General features: G+C 60.3%; 14 protein-coding genes. 2 read left to right on the top strand and 12 right to left on the bottom strand.

The genetic code is table 11. From position 1 onward, the window contains the following. Window positions 1-127: 127 nt before the first annotated feature. The 11 genes from ACZ48V_RS03685 to ACZ48V_RS03635 all read right to left on the bottom strand — a co-directional run bounded on the left by ACZ48V_RS03685 (window position 128) and on the right by ACZ48V_RS03635 (window position 21,154). Window positions 128-2,626, bottom strand: a complete 2,499-nt coding sequence (locus ACZ48V_RS03685) for a glycoside hydrolase family 31 protein (RefSeq protein ID WP_464541707.1) — start codon at window positions 2,624-2,626, stop codon at window positions 128-130. An 81-nt stretch (window positions 2,627-2,707) separates the two neighbouring features. Beyond that, window positions 2,708-4,324, bottom strand: coding sequence for an alpha-amylase family glycosyl hydrolase (locus ACZ48V_RS03680; protein ID WP_464541705.1), 1,617 nt, complete (start codon window positions 4,322-4,324; stop codon window positions 2,708-2,710). Between the two features lie 15 nt (window positions 4,325-4,339). Continuing rightward, window positions 4,340-4,534, bottom strand: coding sequence for a hypothetical protein (locus ACZ48V_RS03675; RefSeq protein WP_353562375.1), 195 nt, complete (start codon window positions 4,532-4,534; stop codon window positions 4,340-4,342). Between the two features lie 25 nt (window positions 4,535-4,559). Further along, window positions 4,560-4,949 (bottom strand): hypothetical protein, encoded by a 390-nt coding sequence (locus ACZ48V_RS03670; RefSeq protein WP_464541703.1) that lies wholly within the window; start codon window positions 4,947-4,949, stop codon window positions 4,560-4,562. Window positions 4,950-5,083: 134 nt separating this feature from the next. Continuing rightward, entirely contained in the window at window positions 5,084-9,130 is a 4,047-nt protein-coding gene (locus tag ACZ48V_RS03665) for an alpha-amylase family glycosyl hydrolase (RefSeq protein WP_464541701.1), read from the bottom strand. 430 nt (window positions 9,131-9,560) lie between these two features. Continuing rightward, window positions 9,561-10,940, bottom strand: coding sequence for a hypothetical protein (locus ACZ48V_RS03660; RefSeq protein ID WP_464541699.1), 1,380 nt, complete (start codon window positions 10,938-10,940; stop codon window positions 9,561-9,563). 138 nt (window positions 10,941-11,078) lie between these two features. Continuing rightward, window positions 11,079-12,656 carry a RagB/SusD family nutrient uptake outer membrane protein gene (locus ACZ48V_RS03655; RefSeq protein WP_464541697.1) on the bottom strand — a complete coding sequence of 526 codons (1,578 nt, stop codon included), beginning with the start codon at window positions 12,654-12,656 and terminating at the stop codon, window positions 11,079-11,081. 156 nt (window positions 12,657-12,812) lie between these two features. Further along, on the bottom strand, window positions 12,813-15,800 hold the full coding sequence (locus tag ACZ48V_RS03650; protein WP_464541695.1) for a SusC/RagA family TonB-linked outer membrane protein: 2,988 nt from the start codon (window positions 15,798-15,800) through the stop codon (window positions 12,813-12,815). Between the two features lie 39 nt (window positions 15,801-15,839). After that, window positions 15,840-16,940: a LacI family DNA-binding transcriptional regulator gene (locus tag ACZ48V_RS03645; protein ID WP_464541693.1), complete on the bottom strand. Its 1,101-nt coding sequence runs from the start codon at window positions 16,938-16,940 to the stop codon at window positions 15,840-15,842. Between the two features lie 763 nt (window positions 16,941-17,703). Next, window positions 17,704-19,200 carry an L-serine ammonia-lyase gene (locus ACZ48V_RS03640; RefSeq protein ID WP_464541691.1) on the bottom strand — a complete coding sequence of 499 codons (1,497 nt, stop codon included), beginning with the start codon at window positions 19,198-19,200 and terminating at the stop codon, window positions 17,704-17,706. Window positions 19,201-19,387: 187 nt separating this feature from the next. Further along, window positions 19,388-21,154: a capsule assembly Wzi family protein gene (locus ACZ48V_RS03635; RefSeq protein WP_464541689.1), complete on the bottom strand. Its 1,767-nt coding sequence runs from the start codon at window positions 21,152-21,154 to the stop codon at window positions 19,388-19,390. A gap of 315 nt (window positions 21,155-21,469) precedes the next feature. Here ACZ48V_RS03635 and ACZ48V_RS03630 point away from each other — a divergent pair, with 315 nt between their 5' ends. After that, on the top strand, window positions 21,470-22,912 hold the full coding sequence (locus ACZ48V_RS03630; RefSeq protein ID WP_464541687.1) for an HAD-IG family 5'-nucleotidase: 1,443 nt from the start codon (window positions 21,470-21,472) through the stop codon (window positions 22,910-22,912). 192 nt (window positions 22,913-23,104) lie between these two features. Here ACZ48V_RS03630 and ACZ48V_RS03625 read toward each other — a convergent pair whose 3' ends face one another. After that, window positions 23,105-23,836: an SAM-dependent methyltransferase gene (locus tag ACZ48V_RS03625; RefSeq protein WP_464541685.1), complete on the bottom strand. Its 732-nt coding sequence runs from the start codon at window positions 23,834-23,836 to the stop codon at window positions 23,105-23,107. Between the two features lie 432 nt (window positions 23,837-24,268). Here ACZ48V_RS03625 and ACZ48V_RS03620 point away from each other — a divergent pair, with 432 nt between their 5' ends. Further along, entirely contained in the window at window positions 24,269-26,809 is a 2,541-nt protein-coding gene (locus ACZ48V_RS03620) for a zinc-dependent metalloprotease (protein ID WP_464541683.1), read from the top strand. The last annotated feature ends 63 nt before the right edge of the window (window positions 26,810-26,872 follow it).

Raw genomic sequence — 26,872 nt, 5'->3', positions numbered from 1 at the left:
CCCCCTCTTCCGAGAGCGCCCCTTGGGTGAACTCAATGGCATTGAATGATATTCACTCCACTACTTTTCTCTCTTCCTCTAAGCTGCACCCAGCGCTTCACAAGCACGAATTTCGGCGACTACTAGGTTACTCGGGCATCGGCGCTACGGTGGGGGAATGAAGGCGCAGGGTGTGGGCGGTGTCCACAGACGCATCGTTGATCTGGATGTGCAGGCGCTCGGCTTCGGCGTCATGGTAGACGCCCCCATCCGCCTTCCAATCAGACATCGATGTCTGCATAGCCAGTTCGGCGCCGTTGTGCGTTACGGATGCGGGAGCTTCGGCGATGTGATGCACAGTCGCCTCAATCGTGCGGGCCTCGGGCTGTTCGGCATAGGTGCCGGCTGCCGCTCCCACAGTCAGATCAAACACGTGCTCTTCCCCAATCATGTGCTGTTTCTGATGGAGCGACGTGACAGCGTAGGCCCCGGTTTCGTAGTTTCGGGTCTGCCCATCGTCTTCGTAGAGGGTCGCGCTGTGGCAGTTGCTATCGGAGGCCGGGTATACGTCAAGCTGCAGCACATCCTGCGGCTGCTCTTCTACGTTAGAGGCCACCGGACGCATGGGGATGATGCTGCCTGCTCGCACAAAAAGCGGCATCTCGCTAAGCGGCGCATCAACCGTGACTGACTGTCCGCCCGCGTAGGCATCGCCGCTCCAGTAGTCGATCCAGGTGCTGCCCTCCGGCAAGGGCACAGTCCGCTCGCGCTGCCCTTGCTCCCAGACCGGGGCAACCAGAAACGCATCCCCAAAGAGGTACGTCTCGTCTTCGTTGTAGAGCGACTCGTCTTCAAACATCAGTGGACGCACGAGCGGCATGCCGGTGCTGTAGTTTTCGTACGCCAGCGTGTAGATGTACGGCATAATCCGGTAGCGCAGCTCCACATACTCGCGCAATGTCTGCTCTTTAGACGTACCGAAGTCGGTCGGCTCGGTCGGCTGGGTGTCGTTGCCATGCGGGCGCATGGTGGGGGTGAAGGTGCCATGCTGGAACCAGCGCGTGTACAGCTCATCGGGCAGTTCGCCTGTGAAGCCGCCCAGATCAGAGCTGTAGTAGGCGAGGCCGGACAGGCTCATGTTGAGCAGCATGGGGGGCTGCGCCTGATATCCGGTGAAGGAGCGGGATACGTCGCCCGACCAGAGAATCGGACTGTAGCGCTGAATCCCGGCGGATCCGGCGCGCGTCAGGTTTACAAAGCGGTCATTCGGACGCCACTCGCGGTAGCCTTCCGCAAGGGTCTGTGCCCAGAGCAGGCTGTATACGTTGTGCACCTCGCGGGCGGTGCCCCAGCGATGGCGCATTCTCTCGGGGTGGTTCTCCGGCTCGCCCAGGTCGGTCCACAGTGCAGCCATCTCATCTCCCATAAAGACCGGATGCTGCCCCCACCACCAGTCGCGCGCGGCTGGGTTCGTAAAGTCAATCAGCGCAGCCCGGCAGCCTTCCTCGCTCTCTGTGATCTCGTCATCGCACGACCACCAATCGTCGATCAGATAGGTGTCGCCTTCGTCGTCGGTAGCCAAATAGCCGCCCTGGTCGGCGTTGTCGAAGAGGCGTGCGTTGGTGACCATATACGGCTCGGTGATCGCAAGCGTCTTCACGCCCTCATCGCGGAAGTCACGCATCATCTGAAACGGATCGGGGAAGGCCTCGCGGTCCCAGTCCATATCGCCCATGTGCTCGAACCAGTCGAGGTCAAGAATAATGGCATCGAGCGGAAAGTCACGATCGAGCAGGGTATCGACGACTTCACGAGTTTCGGCTTCGGTGCGGTAGCCAAAGCGCGACTGGATATAGCCCATGGCCCACTTCGGCGGCATCGGCTGGCGTCCGGTGAGGCCGGTGTAGTGCTCAAGCTGCGTGGGGATGTCCTCGCCCTGAATCACGTAGTATGTGATCTCGCCGCCCTCCGCCTCGATGTCGAACAGTGCTTCATCGGTGGCGCCAATATCGAACGTCGCGGGGCTAATGGTATCCACAAAGAGGGCGTACGCGCTGTTGGTAACCACCAGCGGTACGTTGATCTTCATGGTGGAGGGCGCCTCGTCGTAGCCATAGTGCTGCGTGTTGTACAGGTCAAACGCCTGTCCGCGCAGGTTGAAGGTCGGCGCGCGCTCGCCTGTGCCGTAGACGTTCGTGGCCTCGTCGAGGTGCATTTGCAGCATCCGATCATTGTCTTCATATCCGAAGCCCGTGTCTTGCTCGCGGGTGAGCTCGTTGCCGTTCGCATCTACAAACTGAAGGTGCATCGGGGCTTTGTGCACCTTTACATCGATGCCCGGACCGCGCACCCAGAGCGCGGTGCCGTGCTCGTTTACGGAGGGCACGTCGGCTTCCGGCTCTTGCACCACGGCAAACGAGGAGTCGGGACGCGGCGTGCCGGGGGGCGTCCAGTCAACGCGGACGATGCTGTCGCTGTAGAATGTGATGTGCGCGGTTGCACGGTCGGCGTCGACTTCGACAGTCGATCCGCGCACATCGTAGTCCACATATGTGCCTGGCGATGTCTGTGCCCAGGTAGGCACGGGCGTAACCATCAGTGCGGCACCAACAAAAAGGCCGATCCAACGGGAGAGCGTACGAGGCAAAGCAATCAGGTATAGAATGAGTGGGGGTGCGTTGCAAACCTGACCGGTCTCGAAAAGACGTGTCAGGTTTTCAGGGTAGCGTTACTCTGTTCCAAGAATCACCGTGCTGGCGGGCGGCAGGGTGGTGCCGTCATCGGCCAGCTCGATGCTATCGTCCGACGCGTAGGCGAGGGTGGTGTACGTATCGCGCAGGTCGTCGGGGAGCAACAGGGTGTGCGCATCCGTGTCCAGGTTGTGGGCTACCAGCAGCGTCTGGGTATCGCTGGTGCGCTCGTAGACCACGAGTCCGGTCGCATCCGCAACAGATACGGCTGCGATCTCACCGCGCGCAAGGGCCTCATGCTCGCTGCGCAGTGCGATTAGATCACGGTAGAGGTTGAGCAGCGAGCCTTCATCGTCGAGCTGCTCGGAGACGGGTGTTACGGTTTCATCGGTCGAGAACTCGGGCTCCATCCACGTGGTGCGCAGGTCGTCTTCGTCTTCAGGCGCCCACAGCATCGGTTCGCGGATGTTCGGATCGGGCTTTTCGCCATACATGCCGATCTCCTCGCCGTAGTAGACGTAGGGCGCGCCGGGCAGCGTAAAGAGCAGGTGCGCGGCGGTGCGCATATCGTCCATGTCATCGAGCTCGCTCATGATGCGCGGCTGGTCGTGATTGGTGAGGAACGTGGCATCCACAAAATCGGGATTCACGTCGGTGTACATGGCGCGCATATCCACAAGCCGCTCTGCGATGGCCGCGCCTTCACGGGTCTCAAACGCGTCGAAGATCTCCTCGGAGAGGTGAAAGTTAAACAGGCTGTGGAGCCCGCTAAAGAACGGAGCAATAACTTCGGGGCCGTCCCATACCTCGCCAACGAGCAGGACATCTTCGCGAACGGTCTCCATCTCGGCGCGAAACTCCTGCCACCAGGCGTGGGCATCGTCGGCACGCTCATCAGGATAGATGTGCTTGGCGGCATCGAGGCGGAAGCCGTCTACGCCTTTCTCAAGCCAGTACTCGCCAATGGCAATGACCGAGTCGCGCACGGCCGGGTTATCGAAGTTGAGATCGGGCATGCCGCCCCAGAAGTAGCCAAAGTAGCGCTTATCGAGTCCGTCTTGTATCTCATCAACATCTTGCACCTCATGCCAGAAGTCAATATTGTCGGTATCGGGCCCGGCTTCTTCGTCGGCAAACGAGGCGACGGTTTCCTCATCCTCCCAGATGTAGAAGTCGAAGAAGTCGCTGGTTGTATCGGCTACAGCTTGCTGAAACCAGGGGTGATCGCGGGCGGTGTGGTTGATCACGAGGTCAAGTACCACACGAATATCGCGGTCGTGCGCCTCATCCAACAGGCGCTCAAAGTCGTCCATCGTGCCGTAGTCGGGGTGCACCTCCCAGTAGTTGGTCACGTCGTACTTGTGGTAGGAGGGCGACGGGTGAATAGGAAGCAGCCAGATGGATTCGAACCCCATGTCATCGATGTAGTCGAGCTTCTGGATCAGCCCGTCAAAGTCGCCAATGCCGTCGCCTGATCCATCCGCAAACGGATGCACAAACACTTGGTAGGTAACGCCATGGTGCCAGTCGGGCGCCTCTGACGTGTCGGGCTCGGGCGCAGGATCGTCGCACCCGCTCCACACAAGTACGGCACCAAGCAACAGCGGGAGCACCATCCGCGAGATACGAGACAAGTCAACCATGGTCGTTTTCATAGGGCTGTCGGGAAGTTATCGGTGGGATGCGTCGGTGTGGTGTAGCACGAGTCCGGCATGGGCGTCGACCTCAAGGTGCAGCGCCTCGGCATCTTGCTGCAGGCGGTCCGTTTCCGAGGAGGTCCATGCAACGTCATAGATCCCGCGCAGCAGTTCAGGCAGGGGGATGCGGGCGCTGTGCGCTTCGTTGCTCCGGTTCAGCACAACCACGATGGATTCGCGATCGTGCGTGCGGCTAGGGCCGGTCAGAGGGCGGGGGGGAGAAGGGAGTTACGTCAACTTGGTTCGACCCGTTGCTTTCCAGCTCGTTGGCGGTGGCCGTTACGCGGTAGTAGTAAAGCGTTCCGTTCTCCACGCTTGTGTCGGTGAAGTCGGCAGCGCTCAGCCCGCTTTCGACGGCAGTAGCGTTGGACACGTCGCGAGAGATGGGCTCGGTGGCGCGGTACACCGTGTACGCGTCTACGTCGCTCACGCTGCTCCAGCTAAGCGCAACCTGCGAATCTCCCGAGGCGGCCTCCAACCCCGAAGGGGCCACAGGCGGGCGTGGGTCAGGGTCGTCTCCGGGATCGGTCGAGGAGTCGCATCCTACTGCGACCACGCAGAGCAAAAGAACAAACATGCTCATACTGAGGCGATGCAGGAAGCGAGGCTGTGTGGTAGGCGTTATTGTATGCATTGACATGTAAGGGGGAGCGTCTTGGAGTCCATTAACGAATCGCAGCAGGCGCGGGCATTGAGGCCTGCGCCCTGCTACCTGCTTTATCGCACCACGGTGATTTTCTGCGTGAGCGTTTCGCCTCCCACATGCAGGCGGCCAAAGTAGACCCCGCTGGCCAGCCCATCGGCGCTGAACTGCGCCTCGTGAGTCCCTGCCTGCTGCGCCCGATCTTCGATCACCTTAACGCGGCGCCCGAGCATATCGAAAAGCTCAACGCGCACATCATCGGCCTCGGTCAGGGTATAGGCAATGGTCGCCTGGTCGCGTACCGGATTCGGGTAGGCGCGCAAGCTCACCTCGGTGGGAAGCGCCTCGTGGGCTTGCTCCTCAATGTACGCCTGCGTTCCAATGGCTACGCGCAACGGCGTCGCGTCGGCGCCCGCATCGACCGTCACCGGCTCGCCCGGACGCATGTCATGAACGGTTCCTTTGGCCGCGTCAATCAGGGCAACCTGGTAACCTCCCACAGCCTCCCACTGACCGGCTGTCAGCGAAACCACCATCGACTCTGCAGCGGAGAGCGTGAGCGCAAACGACTCGCCCTCGCCGTTCATTGCACGGTATTCGCGCGTTGACAAGCGGGCGCGCTCCGAAGCAGCTTCTTCGGTTTCAGGTTGGATGCGCAGGCTAAGCGCTTCGAACGATTGGGGCGGCGCTATTACGCTTGCCTGCTCGCCATCTACGCCCAGATAGACGGCCGAAGCGGTACGCTGGTCGTCTTCAGCGTGTGCCGGTCGCGCGGTGAGAGATAGCGCAGCCGGACGTTCACTCGTCGCGGCGGATGATGTTGTCGCAGCGCTCGACGAGGACAGCGGGATGTTCAGCGCGTCGCGGCCTGAGTCGTCATTGAAGAAGTAGTACGCCACGCCTTCCGTAGCCGACGTGAACGTGGATGACTCGCTGAACGCCCCGTCGAAGCCATGGATGGGCTGTAGTTCACCCGCGTTGGCCGCATCAACGGCCTCCCAGTCTACGGACTGCCCGAGCGGATTCGAGATGATATTCCACCCCTCCTGCAGATCGATTGTCACCGTCCCGGTTTCAGAATCGACGGGTACCTGCTCGACTGTATCGCTGAAGGTCCAGTTTGCCCGGCTTGTAAGCCAGAAACCATTTCCAGGACGCAGGTCAAACGCATCGGAGCCGTCGAACGCGATGAGGAAGTCCTCGTCGGACCCATCGTCGAGGTAGGCCTGCCAGTCGCGCTCTGCACGGCCCGACACTGCCTGTGCAAGCGACAGATTTACGTCGCCAGGCAGGGCCACAAGGCGATAATTCGCCGCGTCAACGGGGGTGCCTCCAAAGCCCCGGTCGATGGCTACTTCGAGCGTCTGAGACTGTAGCAGCCCGTAGCCGAGCCAGTCTTCTTCGGGAAAGGCGACCGGCTCGTTGACCAACACATGAAACTGACTCGGCTGCATGGTGACCGGGTCATTGCGATTTTCGTCGTCGACCTCAAACGCTTCGCCGGGGAAGAAGTCGTACCAGGTGCCGTTTTCAAGAAAGCTGAGATCCGTTTCCGCTTCCGCCAGCCCGAAGTTTCCAACGATATGCACCTGCTGACTGCCTTCAGTCAGCGTGATGTGACGGATGGGATCGTTGCCCGGTCCCACATCAAGACGCTCTACACTGGCGAGCGAGCGCATCGGCTCAAATTCCTGGCGCAGGTTTAGCAGTGCGCCCCAGGTTTCATAGACGGCCCGACGGTCGGGATCGTTGAAGTACTCTTCGGTGCGCACCGGCTTCGGATCGGTACGTCCCGGATCGTTAGCTGCGCAGTCGCCATCGTCGCCAAACCCGCCCGGCTTCAGGCATTCGTTGTCCCCCCATCCGTAGCCCAGTTCGCCGAGCTGCCAGAGCATACGCGGGCCAGGAACCGTCAGGAAGAAGCCACCCATCAGCTTCTGGCGTTCCAGGGCCACCTCCAGATCGGTGGTATCGTACGAACCATCGTCGCTGGCATTGCCGAACTGTTGCATACGGCGCATGAGCCACTGCTCATCGTGGCTCTCCATGTACGTGATTGCGTTGCCCACCTCGATATCCAGTCCGATGTTAGGATGATAGGTCGCAGCAAGGTTCGAGGTGTTATTGAGGAAGCCCATGGCGGCTTCCGAGTAATTTCCGTTCATGCCTTGCCAGAACATCATGCCCTGGCGGCCTTCGCCACGCTGGTAATCGGCCATCTGCAGCTCCTCGTCGCGCTGGAAGTGCTCCAGAATGATGTAGGACGAGTTATCCACATCCCACATGGCATCGGCCATACGCTGCAAGTTATCGATGCGCCGCTGATCGAACGTGTTCGGATTGAATCCGCCCACCTCAAAATCATTGTCGGGCTCTTTTGTGACAAACCCTTTCGTGAGGTCGAAGCGGTAGCCGTCTACGTTATATTTCTCCAGCCAGTGCGCATTGGCGCGATCCACCCAGTACTGGATGTACTTGTGGTCGTGGTTCAGGTGATTGAAGACGTTGAAGTCGTGCCCGGGCCCCACGAAGCGGCTCTGTCCGGGGTCGTTTCCTTCAAGTTGGATGAGCGGCGACGGGTCGGTAGCGTGGTTATACACCACATCCAGAATCACCGCTATGCCGCGCTGATGGGCCTCTTCTACAAACTGCTTGAAGTCCTCAGCCGGACCGTACGACTTCTCAAGGGCAAGGTGGAAGTTCGGATTGTACCCCCAGCTGATGTTACCGTCGAAGTTCGATACCGGCATCAGTTCGATCGCGTTGATGCCGAGTCCCTCCAGGTAGTCAAGCTCATCGATGATGGAGGCGTACGTTTTTTCGTCGTTGAAATCGCGAATCAGATACTCATAGATAACGAGCTCGTCGGCGGGCGGACGCTCAAAGTCGGAGAAGTTAAACGCGCTCTGTCCGGTCTGCAGAACTGAGACAAACCCCTCTGTCTCGTCTTCCGGATATGGGATCAGGTTCGGGTATGTGCTTTCGTCAATGAACCGGTCTTGTGGTGTGAGCACCTTCTCAGAGAACAGATCGCCCATGCGGATTTCCCCATCGACCAGGTACTGGAAGCGGTACTCTTCGCCTGGGGTGAGTCCGTCGATCGTAGTCCACCAGTGTGCGCCGTCGTTATCGCCAAATGCATTGGTTGACTCGCGATACATGAAGTAGTCGTTGTCGACCTCCCAGTTGCTGAAGTCGCCAATCGCATAAGCAAAGTCCTTACCCGGACCGTAGAACGAGAGGGTGACCGATCCGTCGCTGTTGTACGTAATGCCGTCTTCGACACCTGCCGGACGGGCCCGTTCTTCAACCGGGGGCGACACCAGAATCGTAAGCCTGTCGCTCACTTCACTCCCCTGGTCGCCAGTCGCGGTAACCTCAACCTCGCGATTCCCGGTGTCTGTGAAGGTGGTGGACACGGAAAGCGTCGTCTCGGTTGTAGACGCTTCTTGCTGGCCATCGATGGTGAGCACCATTTCCTCGAGATTCTCGCCAGACTCGATGGCCTCGGCTTCGATCTCTATCGTTTCGCCATCCTCGATAATGAATGGATTGATACCCGATACCGATGGCTGCGTGATGGTGACGAAAAGCGGCGCATCCGAATCGCCGAGTGCGACAAACTTATCGTCAGTCTGGGTGTCACCGTCCGTATCCCGAAAAACGAAGTTCATCGTCTGGATGACCTCACTCTGCCCGAGCGTGCACCCGGTTTCATTGTCGCTGTAGTACGCGCGGATGTCGCTGATTTCGAGCTCATATAGATCTGTGTCTACCTGTGTAAGACGCGTGTCAGCGCGCTCGCCGGAGAACTCATTTTGCGTAGGCCAGAAATTTTTGACGCAGGTCCACTCCGGGTCGCTCTGGTCAGTGGTTACGCCCGTGTGAGCATACACGTCTTCACCGAGCCCTTCCAGCGGCGTACCCGACGCATCGAAGGTGATCGTAACCGGCTGATTGACCGTCGGCACCGTTGGGTTGGTGCTGATGGCGTCGTCTTGCGATTGGGCCTGCACGTTAAGCGCGCCTGTTAAAGCAAGCACGAACGCCAGGACGAAGGAAGTAGCACGATGCATCATGACCTTGGTGGCTCTTGGGAGCAGGTGGAGGGGAGAGATCATCCAGAGACAGGTCGAGCTCACAAGAGCCCACCTTGAACGCAGATCGGCTCTCCTAAAACACAGCGCACGTAGACGCTGCTTCTTAGAACCTGTTTTGATTTCTTAATTTGGGCTCCGAGCGGCGGCGCTGGACTGCAAATTGCCCCCAATGTCGGCCCGTAGCCCCGGCTACGAACCTCCATCGTGGCCCAATTTTCGCCTCAGCGGCGCTCGCTCTCGCCTGCAAACCAAAACCCAAACAGGCTCTTAGGAGAAACGATCGAGCGCGTACACGAAGGCAGCGTACCTACACAGGCAGGGGCCGCATAATTTCCTTTTTAAATTTCCCCATCGTAGAGGAGGCCCGCACAGGGGACCTCCTCCGTAGGGGGAATATGCCGTCCGGTTCGCGAGAGCAAACCGCGGCCAACGGGTTGGTTAGTTACCGTGATTAGTTACCGGTAGCATCCAGACGGAGGTCGTCAATAAGAAAGCTGCTGGATCCAGACACGAAATTGAATCCAACGTTGCTGATTCCACTTGCGAGTGCTGATGGGTTTTCAGCTAACTCGCTGATCGGCACCGAGATGTCTTGCCATTCACTGCCGGCTTCGATCGTGATATTGGTAGCTGTTCCACCTCCCTCATTCAGTTCAAGGAAGACTTCCAGTTCTGTGTCTTCTGCAACAGCACCGATCCGAAACTTCAGTTCACCGTTTGCAGCATCCTGAATGCGAATGCCTCCCTGGTTATACCCGAAGAAGCTTACGTCTTGGAGGTCGCGAGCACGCGTGCCAAACGCACTTTCTGCAACCTGGTCCGTGAACCCAAAGGAGGCCCCACTGAAGGTAATGTACGCATTCGTAGTGGCTTCGAAGTCATTGATCTCAGCAATGGATCCTTGTTCGGTACCCAGCATGAGCTCATCCACCTGGAAGGTAACGTCTGCATCTGCTGAGAGGCGCACGCTTTTCAACGGACCGTTTCCGCCTGCTCGAACAGCCACCGGGTTGAAGTCAACGTCAATCTGGGAGAAGCCAATACCGTACTGACGCCAGCCGGCGCCTTCGGTGATAGGTACGACGATCTCATGCTCCACCTCTGCCCCGTTCGCCTCTTCGACGAAGGTCAGTGTCAGGTCAAACGCAGCATCCGGAGAGCGAACGAGGAACGTAAAGAGATTGGCTCCTGGCGCACTTACCGTGCTTTCAAAGGCAACGGGATCTCCTGCAGCGGCATTGATTTCGAGCGCGTTGGGCCCGTTGCTGTTTGGCGAAGACGCTTCCGACTGGATGGCCGCCGTGGTTGCTCCAGTCGTCGTTATGGGGCGCTGGTCCGCCGGGTTGTCGGCTCCCTGATTGTCTGGAAAGTCAGTTTCAAAGTCTTCAACCACAATGAAGCGGCTGGCAAAGTCGGTTGAGATCACGAACGGGCTGACTGTTACGTTGATTTCCCGCTCTATCGACTCTCCCTCGCTTGATGTTTGAATGGTGATGGTTTCTTCCTGAACGCCGCTCACAGTGCCGTCGTATCCGACGCTCCACTGCTGCGATCCGCCTTGCGCGGCGCTGCCCGACTCGCTGACGGGTTCTACGACCAGATTGCCAGATCCCGACACGTTAGGCGCCTGGTCGAGTCCCTGGTAGGTGGTGCTAAACTCGGTACGGCTTTCCGCGTCGAGGAGTGCAAGGCTTAGACTACTCGGAAGGTCGATACTGGGTTGAATGTCGAGATCTTCGACACTGCTGATGTCGTCGTCACACCCAACGAGCGCCAAGCTCCAGAAGAGCAGCAGCACAACGCCAAGTGTTCGTGTGGCTATTCGATACATATTTGGCAGTAGATAACATGGAAGCAAATTCGAAAAGGGGGTGGCAGCATCCTGCCGTGCTATAACGTCAGCCTCCGTACCGGGCGCGGCATGCATTATATGCGCCACGCCCGGATCGGCGAAGGACTGTGGTTACCCTTAGTAGCCCGGGTTCTGCTGGAGCGTAGGATTAGCGTTCAGTTCCGTGAAGGGGAACGGATACAGATCGCGGAATCCTTCTGTGGTTCGCCCCTCTGCAACGCCCCCTTTCCACGGCCATACGCCCTGGTCGGTAAACTGCTCAAAGCGAATCAGGTCGGTGCGGCGATGGCCTTCCCAGAGGAGCTCGCGGCTCCGCTCGTCGAGAATGAAGTCGAGGTCGAGTTCGGCCTGCGTGATGTTGCCGCTGCTTCCGCCAAAGGCGCGCTCGCGGAGATCATTCACGAGATCGAGCGCGCGGGCTTCACTTCCGCCGCCGCCACGCAGCACAGCCTCAGCATACATCAAGTGCACGTCAGCCAACCGGAACATGGGGTAGTCCACATCTGAGTGTATATTGTTTACCCCGGGCTCCCCCGCAGACGTCACGTTCTGGTACTTCGGCACAAGAAAACCGCCTCCGTTCGCGAAATCAGTTATGCTCGTAATCTCTTTCGAGCGGCCTTCCTGAATGAACTGGTCGCCGGCTGTATTTGGAAATACCGGGCGCTGGTCGTTTCCGTCGTAGCGATCAACTACAGCGCTGGTCGTGCGCAGCCCAAACCATCCCTGCAGACCAAACTGGTCGGCCTGTCCGCCGAGCGACGCGTTGCCCAGGAACGTCGTGCCCCCAAAGTGACGCGTGTTATCGCCGTCGTGCGGAATCGCAAAGATGAACTCGGGCGACATGGCATTGTCGGCCAGGAACTGGTTGTGGTAGGTGTCTTCAAGACGATACGCACCTGAATCGAGAATGCGTTCCGTGTACTGTACAACATCGCTGGAGCGATCCTGACCGGTGTACGTCGGTGCATTCTGGTAGAGCTTGGCGAGTAGCATGTAGGCGGCACCCTGGTCGGCCCGTCCGTATTCGGCGTCGCCGATAGGCGGCAGGATCTCCTCGCCATTGCCGCTCTCTCCAGTAATGGCGAGCAGCTCAGACTCGATGAAGCTGAAGATCTCTTCTTGCGTGCTCTGTGGCGGCGCTTCCGCTCCACGCACAAAATCCTCCGTTACGAGCGGCGTAGGACCGAAGATGTCAAGCCCGTGCCAGTAGCTGAGCGCACGCAGGAAACGCGCCTCAGCGCGGAACTGAGGGATGCGCTCACGAATCTGCTGACCATTGCCCCGGTCTTCCAGAAGATCTTCAGTCGACTGGCGGAGAAACTCGTTTGACTGCGAGACCTGGAAAAACACGCGGTCGTACATCCCGCGTGTGAACTGGTTATCCGGTCCCCAGCTATGATCGCTGAGCTCTTCAATGCCTTCATCTTCCCAGGCAATGATCGCCTCGTCGGTTGGCAGTTGCTGCATGCTCCAGTACAGGCGTATGTACTGCGAGAAGCCTTCGTCGATGCCGCCGATGTCACCGTCGCCTGCTTCCCCTTCCTGGCCGGTTACGTTCAAGCCCGCGTAGAGCTTAGCAAGAAACTGCTCGTAGGAGTCGTCCTCCGTAAAGACGCGCTCCTCCGTCGCCGTCCCAATCGGGTCGACCGACACGTCGCAGGCTGTCAGGTACGCGATGCCTGTGATGAGCATTACTGTGAGAAGTAATCGTCGCGTTAATGTAGGTATAGCGTGGTTCATCGCAATATGGGGTTGGTTTGCAAGGGGTCGTGTGATGCAAACGGAACGCCGTATGTACAGGCCCGAAGCATCCTCCTCCAGACCTGCACGGGACGCTACCAGCATTCGTTAGAACTGGATGTTTACACCTGCAGTGAAGGTTTGGGAGCGTGGGTAGAGGTTGTTGTCGATGCCGAACGGCACCTCAGGATCCGGGCCGCTGTATCCGGTGATCGTGAAGAGATTCCGGGCCGTTCCGTATACGCGAAGCTGACTCACCCCCGGAAGCGTTCGTACCGTGTACCCGGCCGACACGTTGTCGAGGCGCAGGAATGATGCATCCTCAAGGTAGATGTCAGAGAAGTAGCGCGGCTGGTCGAATCCGGTCTCGAAGTAGGAGGTGTGCAGGTTCGACGGCACAACATCCGTGAGACGCTGCAGGTGACCAAAGTTCGAGGCGTTGTTGTTATACACCTTGTTGCCAACGTGTGCCCGCAGCGTGAAGCTGAGGTCAATGTTCTGGTAGGCAAACTGCGAGGTGTGCCCGAAAATCCAGTCCGGATCAGGGGTGCCCGCAATGCGACGCTCCGTCAGTGGATTCCCGTCTTCATCTTCGAAGATGGGGTTGCCATCTGCATCGAACTGCTGCTCGAAGAGGAAGAACGAGTTTAGCGATTCGCCTTCACGCAGGAGTTGAACAGTATTTCCTGTACCTCCTTCGATACCGCCCACCTCAATGTCAGTGCCTTCTGCGACGCCGCCACCGATGCTGAGAATCTCATTCCGGTTTGTCGACGCATTGAACTGGGCATCCCACGTGAAGTCACCTTCACGGAAGATCGCGCCGCTCAGGCTAATCTCAAGCCCTTCGTTGCGCAGCTCACCCACGTTGGTCAGCACCTGATTGCTCAGATTGGCTCCGGCAGCGACAGGCACCACGCGAAGCAGGTTGTCTACGTCTTCACGGTACACCTCAACGGCTCCTGTAACGCGTTCGTCGAAGAGTCCGAAGTTGACTCCGATGTTGTAGTTGGTGGTCTCTTCCCACTGCAGCGCTTCATCGGCCGCGTTCGGACGCAGCGTTGACACGAAGCGATTGCCGAAACGGGCACGTGCTTGCGGCCCGCCCGGTACATAGACAGGCAGGTAGAGGAAGTCTCCGATCTCCTGGTTACCAACGACACCCGCTGACACCCGCAAGCGCAGGCTGGAAACCACGTCAACGTCGTCCATGAAGGGTTCTTCGTTAACGCGCCACCCAAGAGCAACCGAGGGGAAGGTCCCGAACTGGTTCTCGGGGCCAAAGCGTGAAGAGCCATCACGGCGCACTGTAGTGGTGAGCAGGTAGCGGTCCGCAAAGGTGTAGTTGACACGCGCGAAGCCTGAGATCAGGCGGTTCGGGACTTCTGTAACGCTCGCTTCAAACTCGCTGGCAGGCGATACCGTGCCCGACCCGAAGATATTGCTGTCGAGGCCCAGCCCTACCAGTTCGGGAAACTCGCCCTTGAAATCCTGGAAGGAGTATCCAGCCGTAACGTCGAAGCGGCTGTCGATCGACTCAAACTCGTTGTCGTACGACATGTATGCATCGAGCGTCCGGTTGATGCGCGTGAAGTTAGCGCGCGCTACAACGCCCGGGTCCGATGCATCAGCCTGGGCTTTCAGGTTGGTAGGCGCAAAGAAGACTTCTTCGCCGCTCTGCACATCGTATCCCAGATTCAGGCGCGTCGAGAGTCCTTCAACAAATGGGACGCGGTACTCAGCCTCTACGTTACCAAGGCTACGCAGAGCACGTCCGCTCGACTCCTGAAGAAGCAGCTCAGCCAGTGGATTCTTCTCAGCAAGCGCTTCGCCCCACTCGGTGAATCCGCCAAACGGACTGTTCACGTCGCGGACTGGGAGCGTCGGGTTAAAGCTCGCAGCGTTTCCGACCATGCCTCCGGGCTCAAACTGCTCTTGTGTCTGCGAACCGCGTAGGTTGGCCCGAATGGTGAGGTCGTCGTCGAGCAGCTGCTGGTTATAGTTGAACGAGAGACCGAGCCGCTCAAAGGAAGAGCCGCGCAGCGTTCCTTCCTCGTCGAGATAGTTCAGCGAGAGGCGAAAGTCGGCATCTTCGTAGCCGCGTGCGAAGCTTATTGAGTGCTCCTGGCGGAACGACTGGCGCTCAACGAGGTCCTGCCAGTCTGTATTCGCAATGCCCAACTGGCCTGCTGCTGAGCCGAAGCGATCCGGATTGTCAGCAGCCAGGTCTTGGACCACACCGCGGTACTGGTCCGAGCTCATCATCGAGACGCGCTCGTTGATAACGGAGGTTGACACCGACCCGTCGTAGGTGATGCGTCCTTCGTCGCCATCAGCGCGGCGCGTTTCAATCAGAATCACGCCATTGGCGCCACGCGACCCGTAGATCGCCGTTGCGGAGGCGTCTTTCAGCACTGTCATGCTCTCGATGTCGCTGGAGCTAAGAAAGCTGAGCGGGTTGCGCTGCGCATTGTTGCCCGAATTATCAATCGGTACACCATCAATCACGTAGAGCGGATCGTTGCCTGCGCTAAACGAGTTGTCGCCTCGGATGCGCACGAGGTTGCCGCCTCCTGGAGAGCCGTCGCCTGCGCTAATCTGCACACCAGCCACCTTCCCTGAAATCAACTGCTCCGGGCTCGATACCGGTGCGCGGTTGAAGTCTTCGGAGCGCACGCTCGACACCGACCCGGTCACGTCGCGCTCTTCTTGCACGCCGTACCCGATCACGACAAGCTCCTGGAGCTCAGCGTCGGCGGGTACGAGCGCTACGTCGAGGGTTGACTGCCCTTCGTACGGGATTTCTTGCGCGTCATATCCCAGGAATGAGAAGCGAAGTGCTTCCGCATCAACAGGGACTTGCAGCGAGTATTCGCCGTCTACGTTGGTGGAGGTACCGATGGGTTCGTCAACAACCGTGATGTTGGCGCCCGGCAGGGGCTCGCCTGTTTCGGCGTCGGTTACGGTACCCGACACCTCTTGCCGATCTTGGCCGAAAGCGGTTCCAACCCAGAGCATCAGGCAGGCGACCACAAGCACGGGCCGCAGGTAGTTGTATCGTCTACTTTGCATGAGACCGTCTGTGTTATGGGACATATATAAACGTGAAAGTTCGTGGGTATCTGCTTCGCAGCGCTACTGCGAGCTGTCCTGCTGTTCTGTGGATATTCCGTTCTGCAGAGCCCCCCTGGGGACTGCGTCGGCCAGCCTGCCCGCTTCGTTGGGGCCTTGCTGACGAGCGCCGCAGGTGTCGCGTACGATGAGCTGCGGGGCCAGCACCGTGCTCGACACAGGCGGATTAGCCCCCTGAATGTGCCGCAAGAGCGCTTCAGCCCCTCGGCGCCCCATTGCTTCCGCCGGCTGGCGTAGCGTAGTGAGACCCGCGAAGCGACTGATGTCTGTATCGTCAAACCCGACAATAGCCAGGTCGCCCGGCACCGAGAGGCCAGCTTCGCGCGCTGCTTCAAGTGCCCCTACGGCCTGCATATCAGACGCAGCAAATACTGCGTCGGGGCGCTGACGCTGGTCCAGCAGCTGTTTCATGGCGCGGTATCCCCCCTCTTCCGAAAAGGCAAAGGGGAGCGCCTCTGAGGCAGCAATGAGCCGGCCGTCAACTTCGCGCCCGGCTTTTTTCAGGGCTCGTTCGTAGCCGACCCGGCGCTGCACGGCCGGCGGTGGCTCGGGCGTGGCCGTAATGTGGGCGATGCGCTCGTATCCCAGATCAATAAGGTGTTTCGTGGCCTTGTATCCGCCCCGTTCGTTGTCCACCGCTATAGACTCGATGTCGGGGTGGTGCGCATCCAGCAGAATAATGGGGCGCCCTACTTCGATGATGCGTTGTGCCCAGGATTCGTTGGGCGGCGTCGACAGGAGCAGGATGCCGTCGCTTCGGCCGGGCTGCGTGGCGCGTTGTAAGCGCTTTTCAATGTCTTCTGGATGCGAAGGTACGTGAATCATCAGGTCGTACTCGCGGTCGGCGAGCACCTCTTGGATGCCGCGCATCACGTGCATGTAGAAGTAGTTGGCTACAACCGGAGCGACCACAGCAATATAGTTGGTGCGCTGCCGCGCCAGGTTCTGGGCCGAGGCGTGCGGCTGGTAGTTCAACTCCTGCGCTGCATCCAGCACGCGCTGGCGGGTCGTCTCACTCACCTCGGCGGGCTTGTTCAACACGCGAGATACCGTCGCTGTGGAGACGTCGGCTCGTTCCGCAATGTCATAGATCGTAGTAGCCACGAGACGAGGGAGGCCCGGTTCGTAATAGTTCAATCATGTAAGCGGTTACATGGTAGGAAGCGCTTACAACGATGTCAAGTCCAATCAGACTCTCAGGGTCTCTTTCTATCTTTTCCAGACTTGCACCGGCACCCGCATAGGTTGCACTTCAATCTGACAGCCTGCCACGCCGCTGACCTTCTGCTTTTTCGTATACCTTAAATACACCCTCAGTGCGCACAAACGCACTTTTGAGCACAAAAAGGCTATATATGTGCATTTCATAACGGCTTATCCAGGGGCATATACCCCTTCGCTTTTTGTCGCCACCTGCACGTCTCCCCCACATTGCAGCATCGTGCACAACGCAGTGCAATCACACAATTTTCATGTAATCGCTTACAAACAAACGAGAGATATGTGTCTGGGGGAGAGGCCGTTGGTTTCATTGGTTACATGCCGATGGCAGCTACGTAGCCTCCACTCGGCCGACGCGTGCAGGCTAAGCAGGCCCGCGAAAACACGCGTACGTTTTTGTCATCATGCGGAAGAGAAGCGAATGACGTGGCGATCTGTGCCTCTGGCGGAGGCAGTCTGCTTCAGAGTCCGTTTTGATTTCTTATTTTGGCCCTGAGTACTTTCTTCCTGCGGTCGGGGCGCTGCGAGCGGCTTCAATGGGCTGCAAACCAAAACCCAAACAGGCTCTCAGGCAGGACCAGACGGGATGACCGCATCGCTGGCACCGCTTGCAATGTCGTATGCTAAAACGCTTTTGTGGCCGTTCTTAGCACTCCGTTACGTTCACGGGGATCTGCGCGGCGAGGCCGCCCTCAGAAGTTTCTTTGTACTTGCTGTTCATGTCACGCGCAGTCTCCCACATCGACTGGATTACGGTGTCGAGCGAGATCTTTGCATGCGCCGGGTCGCTCTCCTGAGCGATGTTGCTGGCGGTGATAGCCTTTATTGCTCCCATGGAGTTGCGCTCAATGCAAGGCACCTGCACGAGTCCCCCGACCGGGTCGCAGGTCATGCCCAGGTGGTGCTCCATCGCGATCTCCGCTGCCATGAGAGTCTGCTCCACATCGCCACCGAGGCACTCGGTAAGCGCCGCGCTGGCCATTGCCGACGATACGCCGATCTCGGCCTGGCACCCCCCCATCGCAGCGGAGATGGTAGCCCGCTGCTTGAATAGACTCCCGATCTGCGCTGCGGTCAGCAGAAAGCGGGGCACATCGTCTTCCGTGCCTCCACTGAAGCAGAGGTAGTACATAAGCACTGCCGGAATAACACCGGCCGCTCCGTTAGTGGGAGCCGTCACCACGCGCCCAAATGAGGCGTTCTCTTCATTGACCGCAATCGCAAAGGCGCTGACCCACTTCAAGATTGTCTGGAAGCGATCGTCGGCGGTACGAATGGAGGCCATCCAGCTACTGGGATCGCTGTACTCGGGCAGGTTGTGCGTACCCATTAGCGCCTTGTGCATGCGCTCAGCACGTCGCGTCACCTGCAGTCCCCCAGGCAGCTCGCCGCCGGTATGACAGCCCCGGTACATGCATCGTTTCATAACGCCCCAGATCTGCATGAGGCGCGCGTCGATTGACTCGTTTGTTCGCCAGACGCGCTCGTTGCGGCGCACCAGCTCCGATACGCTGCCCCCGGTCTGCGCGCAGTGCCGGAGCAAGTCGTCGCCCGTGCCGCACGGATAGGGCAGCGTCACATCGTCGTTCATGCCGTGGGCCTCGTCGGTCTCCGACTCATGCACGACGAAGCCCCCTCCGACCGAATAGTAGGTGTCATCGGTAGTTGAGTCGTCGGCAAACGTGGTATGGATGGTGAGCGCGTTGGCATGGTACGGCTTGGTCTCATCGCGCCGAAAGACAAGATCGTCGTTCGGCTGAAAGGGAACCGTGTGGGTGCCGTTCAGCGTGATGCATCCCAACTCCTTAATCGCATCGACCCGCTCTTGCACCTGGTTTACGGGGATCTGCTCGGGATCGTCGCCGCGCAGTCCCAGCAGCAGCGCTTTATCGGTGCCGTGGCCTTTGCCGGTCTTTGCCAGCGATCCGTACAGCGTTACGGAGACGGTTTCAACCTGCTCCAGCCGCCCCGACTCTGCCAACTTCCGTACATGCGTAGCGCACGCCACCCAGGGGCCCATTGTATGTGAACTGGAGGGGCCAATGCCAATTTTGAAGATGTCGAACGCGCTAATCGGCTCGGCGCGCTGTTCATCGATTGGCGAGGCTGCCGATGATTCCGGAGTAAGTGTAGTGCCCTTCATGATAGTACAGATGGTTGATGCAAGAGACTCACGCCAGAAAAGACAGCGCGCTTCACGTAATCATCGAAAGCGCTTCCATTCGTGGTAGGGTATCAACGCACGGACGGCCCCGGGTTCCGGTTTCGTTGCGTTTGTGCGGGCTGTAGCCACATGCGTTTCAGGCGTAGCAGATGGGGCACAGACGGGATCAGTAACGCAGGCTCTGAAACGGGAGTCCCCAGCGCACAGCCAGGTACGGATGCACGTAGCGATCGCGGGGGCGCTCGGCATCGGTGATCTGCTCGGCACGCACCGCAGCTTCAACGATGAGCTGCGGAAGCACCTCGACCCCGACGTGGCCCTCGAGCATGAGAATACTCTGGCGCACCCCCTGCAGCATAGTAACTCCACGGTCGCGCTCACGGGTCTGATTCGTGCGTGTGGCATCGCTCCCGAAGTTCTGCGTTTCGGTGTTGCGCCCCCGCTGCGTGTAGGCCACGTTGAGCCCGGCCTGCCATGCCCCCGCCGGCTGGTACTCGGCTCGCAGGGCCATGTCGATGCTGTTAGGCCCCGTAGGATAGCCGAGTCCGTCATCCCAGTGCGCATAGGAGTTGGGTACGTAGGTATGGGCGTAGATGTGCGGACGCAGCCGTGCAAACTCGGCGCGAAGCGACAGGTCGGGCTGCGCCGGAAGCACGACGTGTGCACCGAGCGTCCAGGCCCACTTGTTCCCCCACCACTGCTGACCGATCTCGTTGGCTACAAACTCGTCGAGCACGAACTGTCCGTACAGGCGCAGGCCGGGCGTTGCGGTCCAGGCGCCGTCGATGCCCACGAGCGCGCGGTCGGGGCTGCCCAGCTCGCGCTCCACGGCGCGCAGGAAGATGATCGGGTTCAAGAACGCGACGTCGTACCCACGGCGGTTGACGGTAGAGTCGCGTTCCGGCGCAAACACGATCGTCTCGAACAGTCCGATTTCGACGTTCTCGGTCAGGTCGATGGCGAGTCGGTGCGAGGCGCCGTAGCTGCGGGGCCGGCGCGTAACGTCGGGCGTTTCGTCGGGTGCAGACGGACCCGCAGGTGCGGCGTAGCGGGTGTACAGATTGGTGTACTGCACGCGCCACACGGTGGTGCGCAGCTGCAGCTGGTTGTAGGCCGGGCCGAAGTTAGAGAGCATAACCGAGCCCGCACCGGGTCCCCAGCGGTTCTGGTCGCGTCCGGCCCGCACCTCAAAGAAGCGGGTACGCAGCCCCACCGTACCACGCACCGACGTGTACCCGTAGGTATCGCCACGCAGCGTTACCTTACCGAGGCGCGGCGCGGTAGAGCGGCCCTCGTCTGGCACCTGCACGCGAGGCGGACGCGCGCGGCTTGCGTCGGCTTGCACGTTGAAGAAGACGTAGCGGCCCAGGCGCCCCTGCACGCGCGCCCCGATTGAGCTGCGCCAGGCGGCTGTCGTGCTGCTTCGCGATGGGATGTCGGTTTCGTGCACCGACCCGGCCGTACCGTATAGCACCGGATTGGCCTGCACCGCATACCCTGCCCCCGACGCACTCAGCAAGTCGTGTCCGTTTGCAAAGCCCCCGTGCCGCTGCCCCCACGCGGCCCCGGGGCGGCCTGTGCGGCGCTGGTACCGATCGAGCATTGCTTGCTCGGCCTCAGAGAGTTGGCTGCGACGGACCTGCAGGCTGTCGAGGTGACGGTGCGCCTCGCCTACAGATAGCGGCTGGTGGGTGAGCACCGCACGAGGCAGGCGCCCGAGCGTCTGCTGGCGCTCCAGAAAGCGATGCAGCGGGTCGTTGATGCGCAGCACGCCGTCGTGGTCGACCGTGCGCGGTGGCGATTCAGCGACCGTCGTATCAGGAAGAGCGGTCCCCGCGACGTCGTGTACGGCTTTTGGTGAAGCAGCATACGATGCGCCTGCAAGACCGTGTCCGCCAACGAGGCTGACCACCAGACCGGCGCAGAGCATCATCCAGAAAGGCTGACGCCATCGCTTTCTCCAGAAACGAAGAGAGGTACGGCGGCAGGAGAGAGCAGGGCAGACGGACACAGCAGAACGTATACGTGAGGGGGGCAGCTATTGACACTGTAATGAATGGATTTTGCCGGTCAGATACAACCCGGATCGCCCGGAATGCGACCATACACGAACAGCGAGCGTGCTGCACGCAACAAGCTGCACATAACAAAAGGCACATAACAAAAGGATTGTCTGTGCCACGAAGCAAAACAGACTGCTGTACGTAGACCCGGTCCATTGCTTACACGAGTTTGATCTTTTTTGCCTATGCCCAACGGAACGCGCGGCTTGTTCTGCAACCGCACCCTGAACCTGCGCGGGATTCGCGCTATCGGCTACGACATGGACTACACGCTGGTGCACTACCACATGCGCGCGTGGGAGGAGCGGGCCTATTCGTATCTGAAGCAGGGGCTAAGCGCCCGTGGATGGCCGGTCGACGACCTCACGTTTCAGCCCGACATGGTGATTCGCGGCCTCATTCTGGACACGAAGCGCGGCAACGTGGTGAAGGCCAATCGCTTTGGCTACGTAAAGCGTGCGTTCCACGGCACCGACCCGCTCGACTACGACACGCAGAAGCAGACCTACCAGCGCATCCTGGTCGACCTGGCCGACGACCGCTGGCAGTTTCTGAACACGCTGTTCTCCATTTCGGCGGCCTGCATGTACATGCAGCTGGTAGACCTGATGGACGAAGGGAAGCTGTCGGGGTCGATGAGCTATCATACGCTCTACGAAGAGGTGCAGTCGACCCTCGACACCGCGCACATGGAGGGGCGCTTGAAGAAGGAGATTATCGCCTCGCCCGAGCAGTTTGTAGACGTGGATGAAGAGATGCCGCTTGCGCTGCTTGACCAGAAGGCTGCAGGGCGCAAGTTGCTTTTGATTACAAACTCGGAGTGGTCGTACGCCCAGCCGATGCTCGACTACGTCTTCAACCCCTACCTGCCGGGCGAGATGACGTGGAGCGACCTGTTTGATATCTCGATCGTAGGTGCGCGCAAGCCCGACTTCTTTTCGGTACGGATGCCGGCGTTCCGCGTCGTCTCGGAAGACGGGATGCTGCGCGAGCATGCGGGCGGTCCGCTCGCTGAAGACGCGGTCTATGTAGGCGCAAACGCATCGCTGGTTGAGGAGACACTCGGTCTTTCGGGCGAGGAGATTCTCTACGTGGGCGACCACCTGTTTGTGGACGTAAACATCACGAAGAAGGTGCTGCGCTGGCGCACGGCGCTGGTCGTGCGCGAGTTGGAGGAGGAGATCCTGGCCTTCCAGATGTTTCATGAGAAGCAGCGCGAACTCACCCAGCTGATGCAGAAAAAGAACAAGCTAGAGGAGAAGTACTCTCGGATGCGCCTGGAAGTGCAGCGCCTTCGCAAGGGCTATGGTCCAACCGATCACGACGGACCCAAGCAGCTGGAGCGCGAGATGGTAAACTTGCGCGAGGATCTTGTCGCTATTGATAAGAAGATTGCGCCACTGGCACGGGCCGCAGGGCAACTGGGCAACGACAACTGGGGGCCTATCATGCGCACAGGCAAAGACAAGAGCCTCTTTGCACGGCAGGTGGAGCGCTATGCCGACGTGTACACCGGGCGCGTATCCAATTTCCTGCACCACACGCCATTCGTGTACCTGCGCTCCTACCGGGGCAACCTGCCGCACGACGCGGTGTCGCTGCCCGAAACAGAGCTCATCGCGCCATAATGTCGCGCCCTGCAGTGTCGCGCCCTGCAATGTCGCGCCCTGCCGGAGCCCGGTTGCATCGGTACAGAGTCGCTTCTCTGCGAGACACCGGGCTCAGGAGCGGGGGGAGGGATAGACGTTCTGCTCGTTCAGCTGTCCATGCTCTATCTTCCACCCACCCGCCGAACATGCATTTAAACATGCGTGGGTATGTTACGCCCGTTCGGCCATGAGAATGAGGCGGGGACTCTCGTCGGAGTGGGGGCGTCCGTCGTAGTGCCCAAAGGCCTGCGTGGGCACAAGCCCGACGGATTCGTACATCGCCTCCAGGTCGTTTCGGGTAAAGAGGCGCACCGACTCCCGGTGCGTTTCGGTGTGTTCGTCGGTTTCGAGGGTAATGGTTTTGTGGATGCGCCCGTCCTCGATCCACCGCTGCTGATGAATGTGGACCCCGTTGCGCACCTGCTCATCCTCAGGCACCAGGGTGGCACGCACCTGTGGAGCGTTCAGGAAGTCCTGCACGAACCAGCCGCCGGGATGCAGGGCGGTGCGCATGGCGCGGAGAGCGGCCTCGTTTTCGGCATCTTCGGCAAAGTAGCCGAACGTAGTAAACAGGTTGACCACGCCCTCAAAGCAGCCGTCGCAGACCGCATCGCGCATATCGCGCACCTTGAACACAGCCGGCAGGTTACGCTCGGCGCCGCGCCTGCGCGCCTCCTGGATTGCCGCTTCCGACAGATCGATGCCGGTAACGCGATAGCCCCGCTCCGCCAGATTCAGCGCATGGCGTCCGCGCCCGCACCCTACGTCCAGGATGCGCGCGTTGGCCTCGGGCGCGTGCACCGACTCGATCAGGTCGAGACACTGCCGGGCCTCGTCGGCGTCGCGGTGTGCGTAAACAAGCGTGTAGGCATCGCTGTCGAACCAGCTGTCGTACCAGGGCATGCGGCGGTAAAGGAATTAGGAGAGGAATGCACGCGCCTCAGCCGAACGCAAGGTCGGGCCCTGGGTTCGTGGGGCCTCTTGAGCGTGTTCTACATCGACAGAGAGGCGGCACAGTTCACGACAGCAGCTCTTTTTGCGGACCGTCTGGATGCAGCCGGTCTATCGTCCATTGTATCGGGTTGTCGCGAATGTACCGGCGGATGGTGCGCAATTTGCATTTGTGCATACGGATGCAATCATGATACCGGGATTGCTATGCGAAGTTGGCGCACATGTCTCGCCGGATGCGTTTGATGCAGACAGATTTTATCCGTCCAGTGATCGCGCCTAACGAATGGGCACGCACGGGCGCTTTCCCCTCTGCCCCGTGTGTCGTATATTGGGCCGTATGTTACACACCCACGCCTCTTTCTCGCACGTACCGCCCCCCCTATGCGCACGCTATCGATATGCATTTTCACGCTGGCTCTGCTCGTGGCGCCGGCGCTGGCTGATGACCTGCCTACCATCGCGGAGAAAACGGACGGATTTGAGCAGATGGACGGCTTTGTGCCGCTCTACTGGGATGAGGCCACCGGGTCGCTCTGGATGGAGATTCCGGCGTTCGATACAGACCTGCTCTACGTGAACTACCTCACGGGCGGGCTCGGATCGAACGATGTAGGGCTCGATCGCGGACAGCTGGGCGATACGCGGGTGGTGCGCTTTGAGCGCGTGGGGCCGAAGGTGCTGCTCATGCAGCCGAACCAGACCTACCGCGCCCATACCGACAATCCGGCGGAGCAGCAGGCCGTGGCCGATGCGTTTGCCGATGGGGTGCTTTGGGGATTCGAGGCCGCCGCACAGACCGGCAACCGGGTGCTGGTCGAGGCCACCGACTTCGTCGTGCGCGATGTGCATGGGGCCACGCAGCGCCTGCAGCAGCGCGGGCAGGGCAGCTTCCGCCTGGAGCCAGGCCGCAGCATGCCCGACATGGAGCGCACCGGGGCGTTTCCACAAAACACCGAAATCGAGGCGCGCCTTACGTTTGTGACCGACGGCTCGCCGGGCGCTGAGGTGCGTACCACCGCCGAGGAGCCCACTTCGTTCGGACTCCGCGTGCGGCATTCGCTGGTGGCGTTGCCAGACCCCGACGGCTTTGAACAGCGGGCCCATCATCCGCGCTCGGGCTACTACAGCTTTAGCTACGAGGACTACGCCGCGCCCATCACCGAGGATATGACGCAGCGCTATATCCCGCGGCAGCGCTTGGCGTGCGCCGACGAGCCCGGCGATGACGGTCTCTGTACCCCCGAAGAGCCGATCGTCTATTACCTCGATCCGGGCACGCCCGAGCCGGTGCGCACGGCCTTGCTCGACGGCGCCCGCTGGTGGAACGAGGCCTTTGAGGCGGCTGGCTACCGCGATGCCTTCCAGGTCGAGATGCTGCCCGACGGGGCCGACCCGATGGACATCCGCTATAACGTGATTCAGTGGGTGCACCGCTCCACCCGCGGGTGGAGCTACGGCCCCTCGGTCACCGATCCGCGCACCGGCGAGATCCTGAAAGGTCACATCGTGCTGGGCTCGCTGCGCGTGCGGCAGGATCTGCGCTTAGCCAAAGGGCTCACTGCTCCCTATACGGAGGACCACGCCACCGGACTGCCGGCTGATGACAACCCGCTGCTCGACATGGCGCTCGACCGCATCCGGCAGCTCTCGGCCCACGAAATCGGCCACACACTCGGACTCCGGCACAACTTTGCGGCCTCCACCCACGACCGCGCTTCGGTGATGGACTACCCCGCCCCGTATGCAAAATTAGACGACAATGGCGCGGTTACGCTCGACGATGCGTACGCCACCGGCATGGGCGCGTGGGATAACACAGCGATCCGCTACGGCTATGCGTATCCGCAAGACGGCGAAACCGAAGACGAGCTGCTTACGCGCATCATGCAGGAGTTTGATGAGCAGGAACTCACCTACATCAGCGACAACGATGCGCGTCCAGCAGGCGGCGCGCACCCAACCGCGCACCTGTGGGATAACGGTGACGACATGGTCGAAGCGCTCCAACACGAAATGGCAGTGCGTGAGGCGGCACTGGACACCTTTGGCGAGGCCGTGATCCGCACCGGCGAGCCCTACGCACTCATGGAGGAGGTGCTCGTGCCGCTCTATCTGCGCCACCGGTACCAGGTCGAGGCTACATCGAAGCTCGTAGGCGGCGTGTCGTACAGTTATTCGGTTCGGGGGGATGCGCACGCCCCGCCGGCTCCGGTATCGGCTACCGAACAGGAGGCTGCGCTCGATGCCCTGCTTGCAACCCTTGCGCCCGAGGCTCTGCGCCTACCGGAAGCGGCTCGCGCGCAGATCGCCCCACGTCCGCCGGGCTACCCCGCCAACCGCGAACTCTTCTCCGGCCACACTGGGCTCACCTTCGACGATCATGCCCCCGCCGCAGTGGTTGCCACGATGGTGTTCGACCAGCTCCTGCATCCAGAGCGGGCCGCGCGCCTGGTGCAGCAGCCCACTCACAGCAGCGACCTGCCCGCGCTCCATGACGTGCTCGAACGCGTGACCGAGGCGGTGTGGTATGCTGACATCCCAAGCGATGCCTACAACGCCGCGCTGCAACGCATCGTGCAGCAGGGCTGGACCGACGCGCTGCTTGAGCACGCCACCCACCCCAACGCCGCCCCCATGGTACGCGCCCACCTGACCCATCACCTGCGCACGCTCCACAGCTGGCTCAACGAAAACGCGACGGGCAATCCTGACACCGAGGCGCACCGGGCTCATCTGCACGAACAGATCGAGCGCTTCCTGAACCGGACGCACGACGCCTCCACGCCCGCCCCGGATATGCGCATCCCCCCAGGCTCGCCGATCGGACAGGCGGCCCCAGCGTATCACCACCTTCAGCAGCAGCGCCGTGCGTGGCTGGAGGCTGCTCTGCCCGAACGGGCTGCGTGCCACACCCCGTGGTAGGTGGATGGTTGATGCATCGGTATGCCGGGGATGCAAGCGATCCGCGGCTATGGGCATTCACCA

This window comes from Longimonas haloalkaliphila (assembly GCF_055379825.1).
The sequence above is the reverse complement of the archived record's forward strand: the minus strand, read 5'-3'. Positions and strand labels throughout refer to the sequence as shown.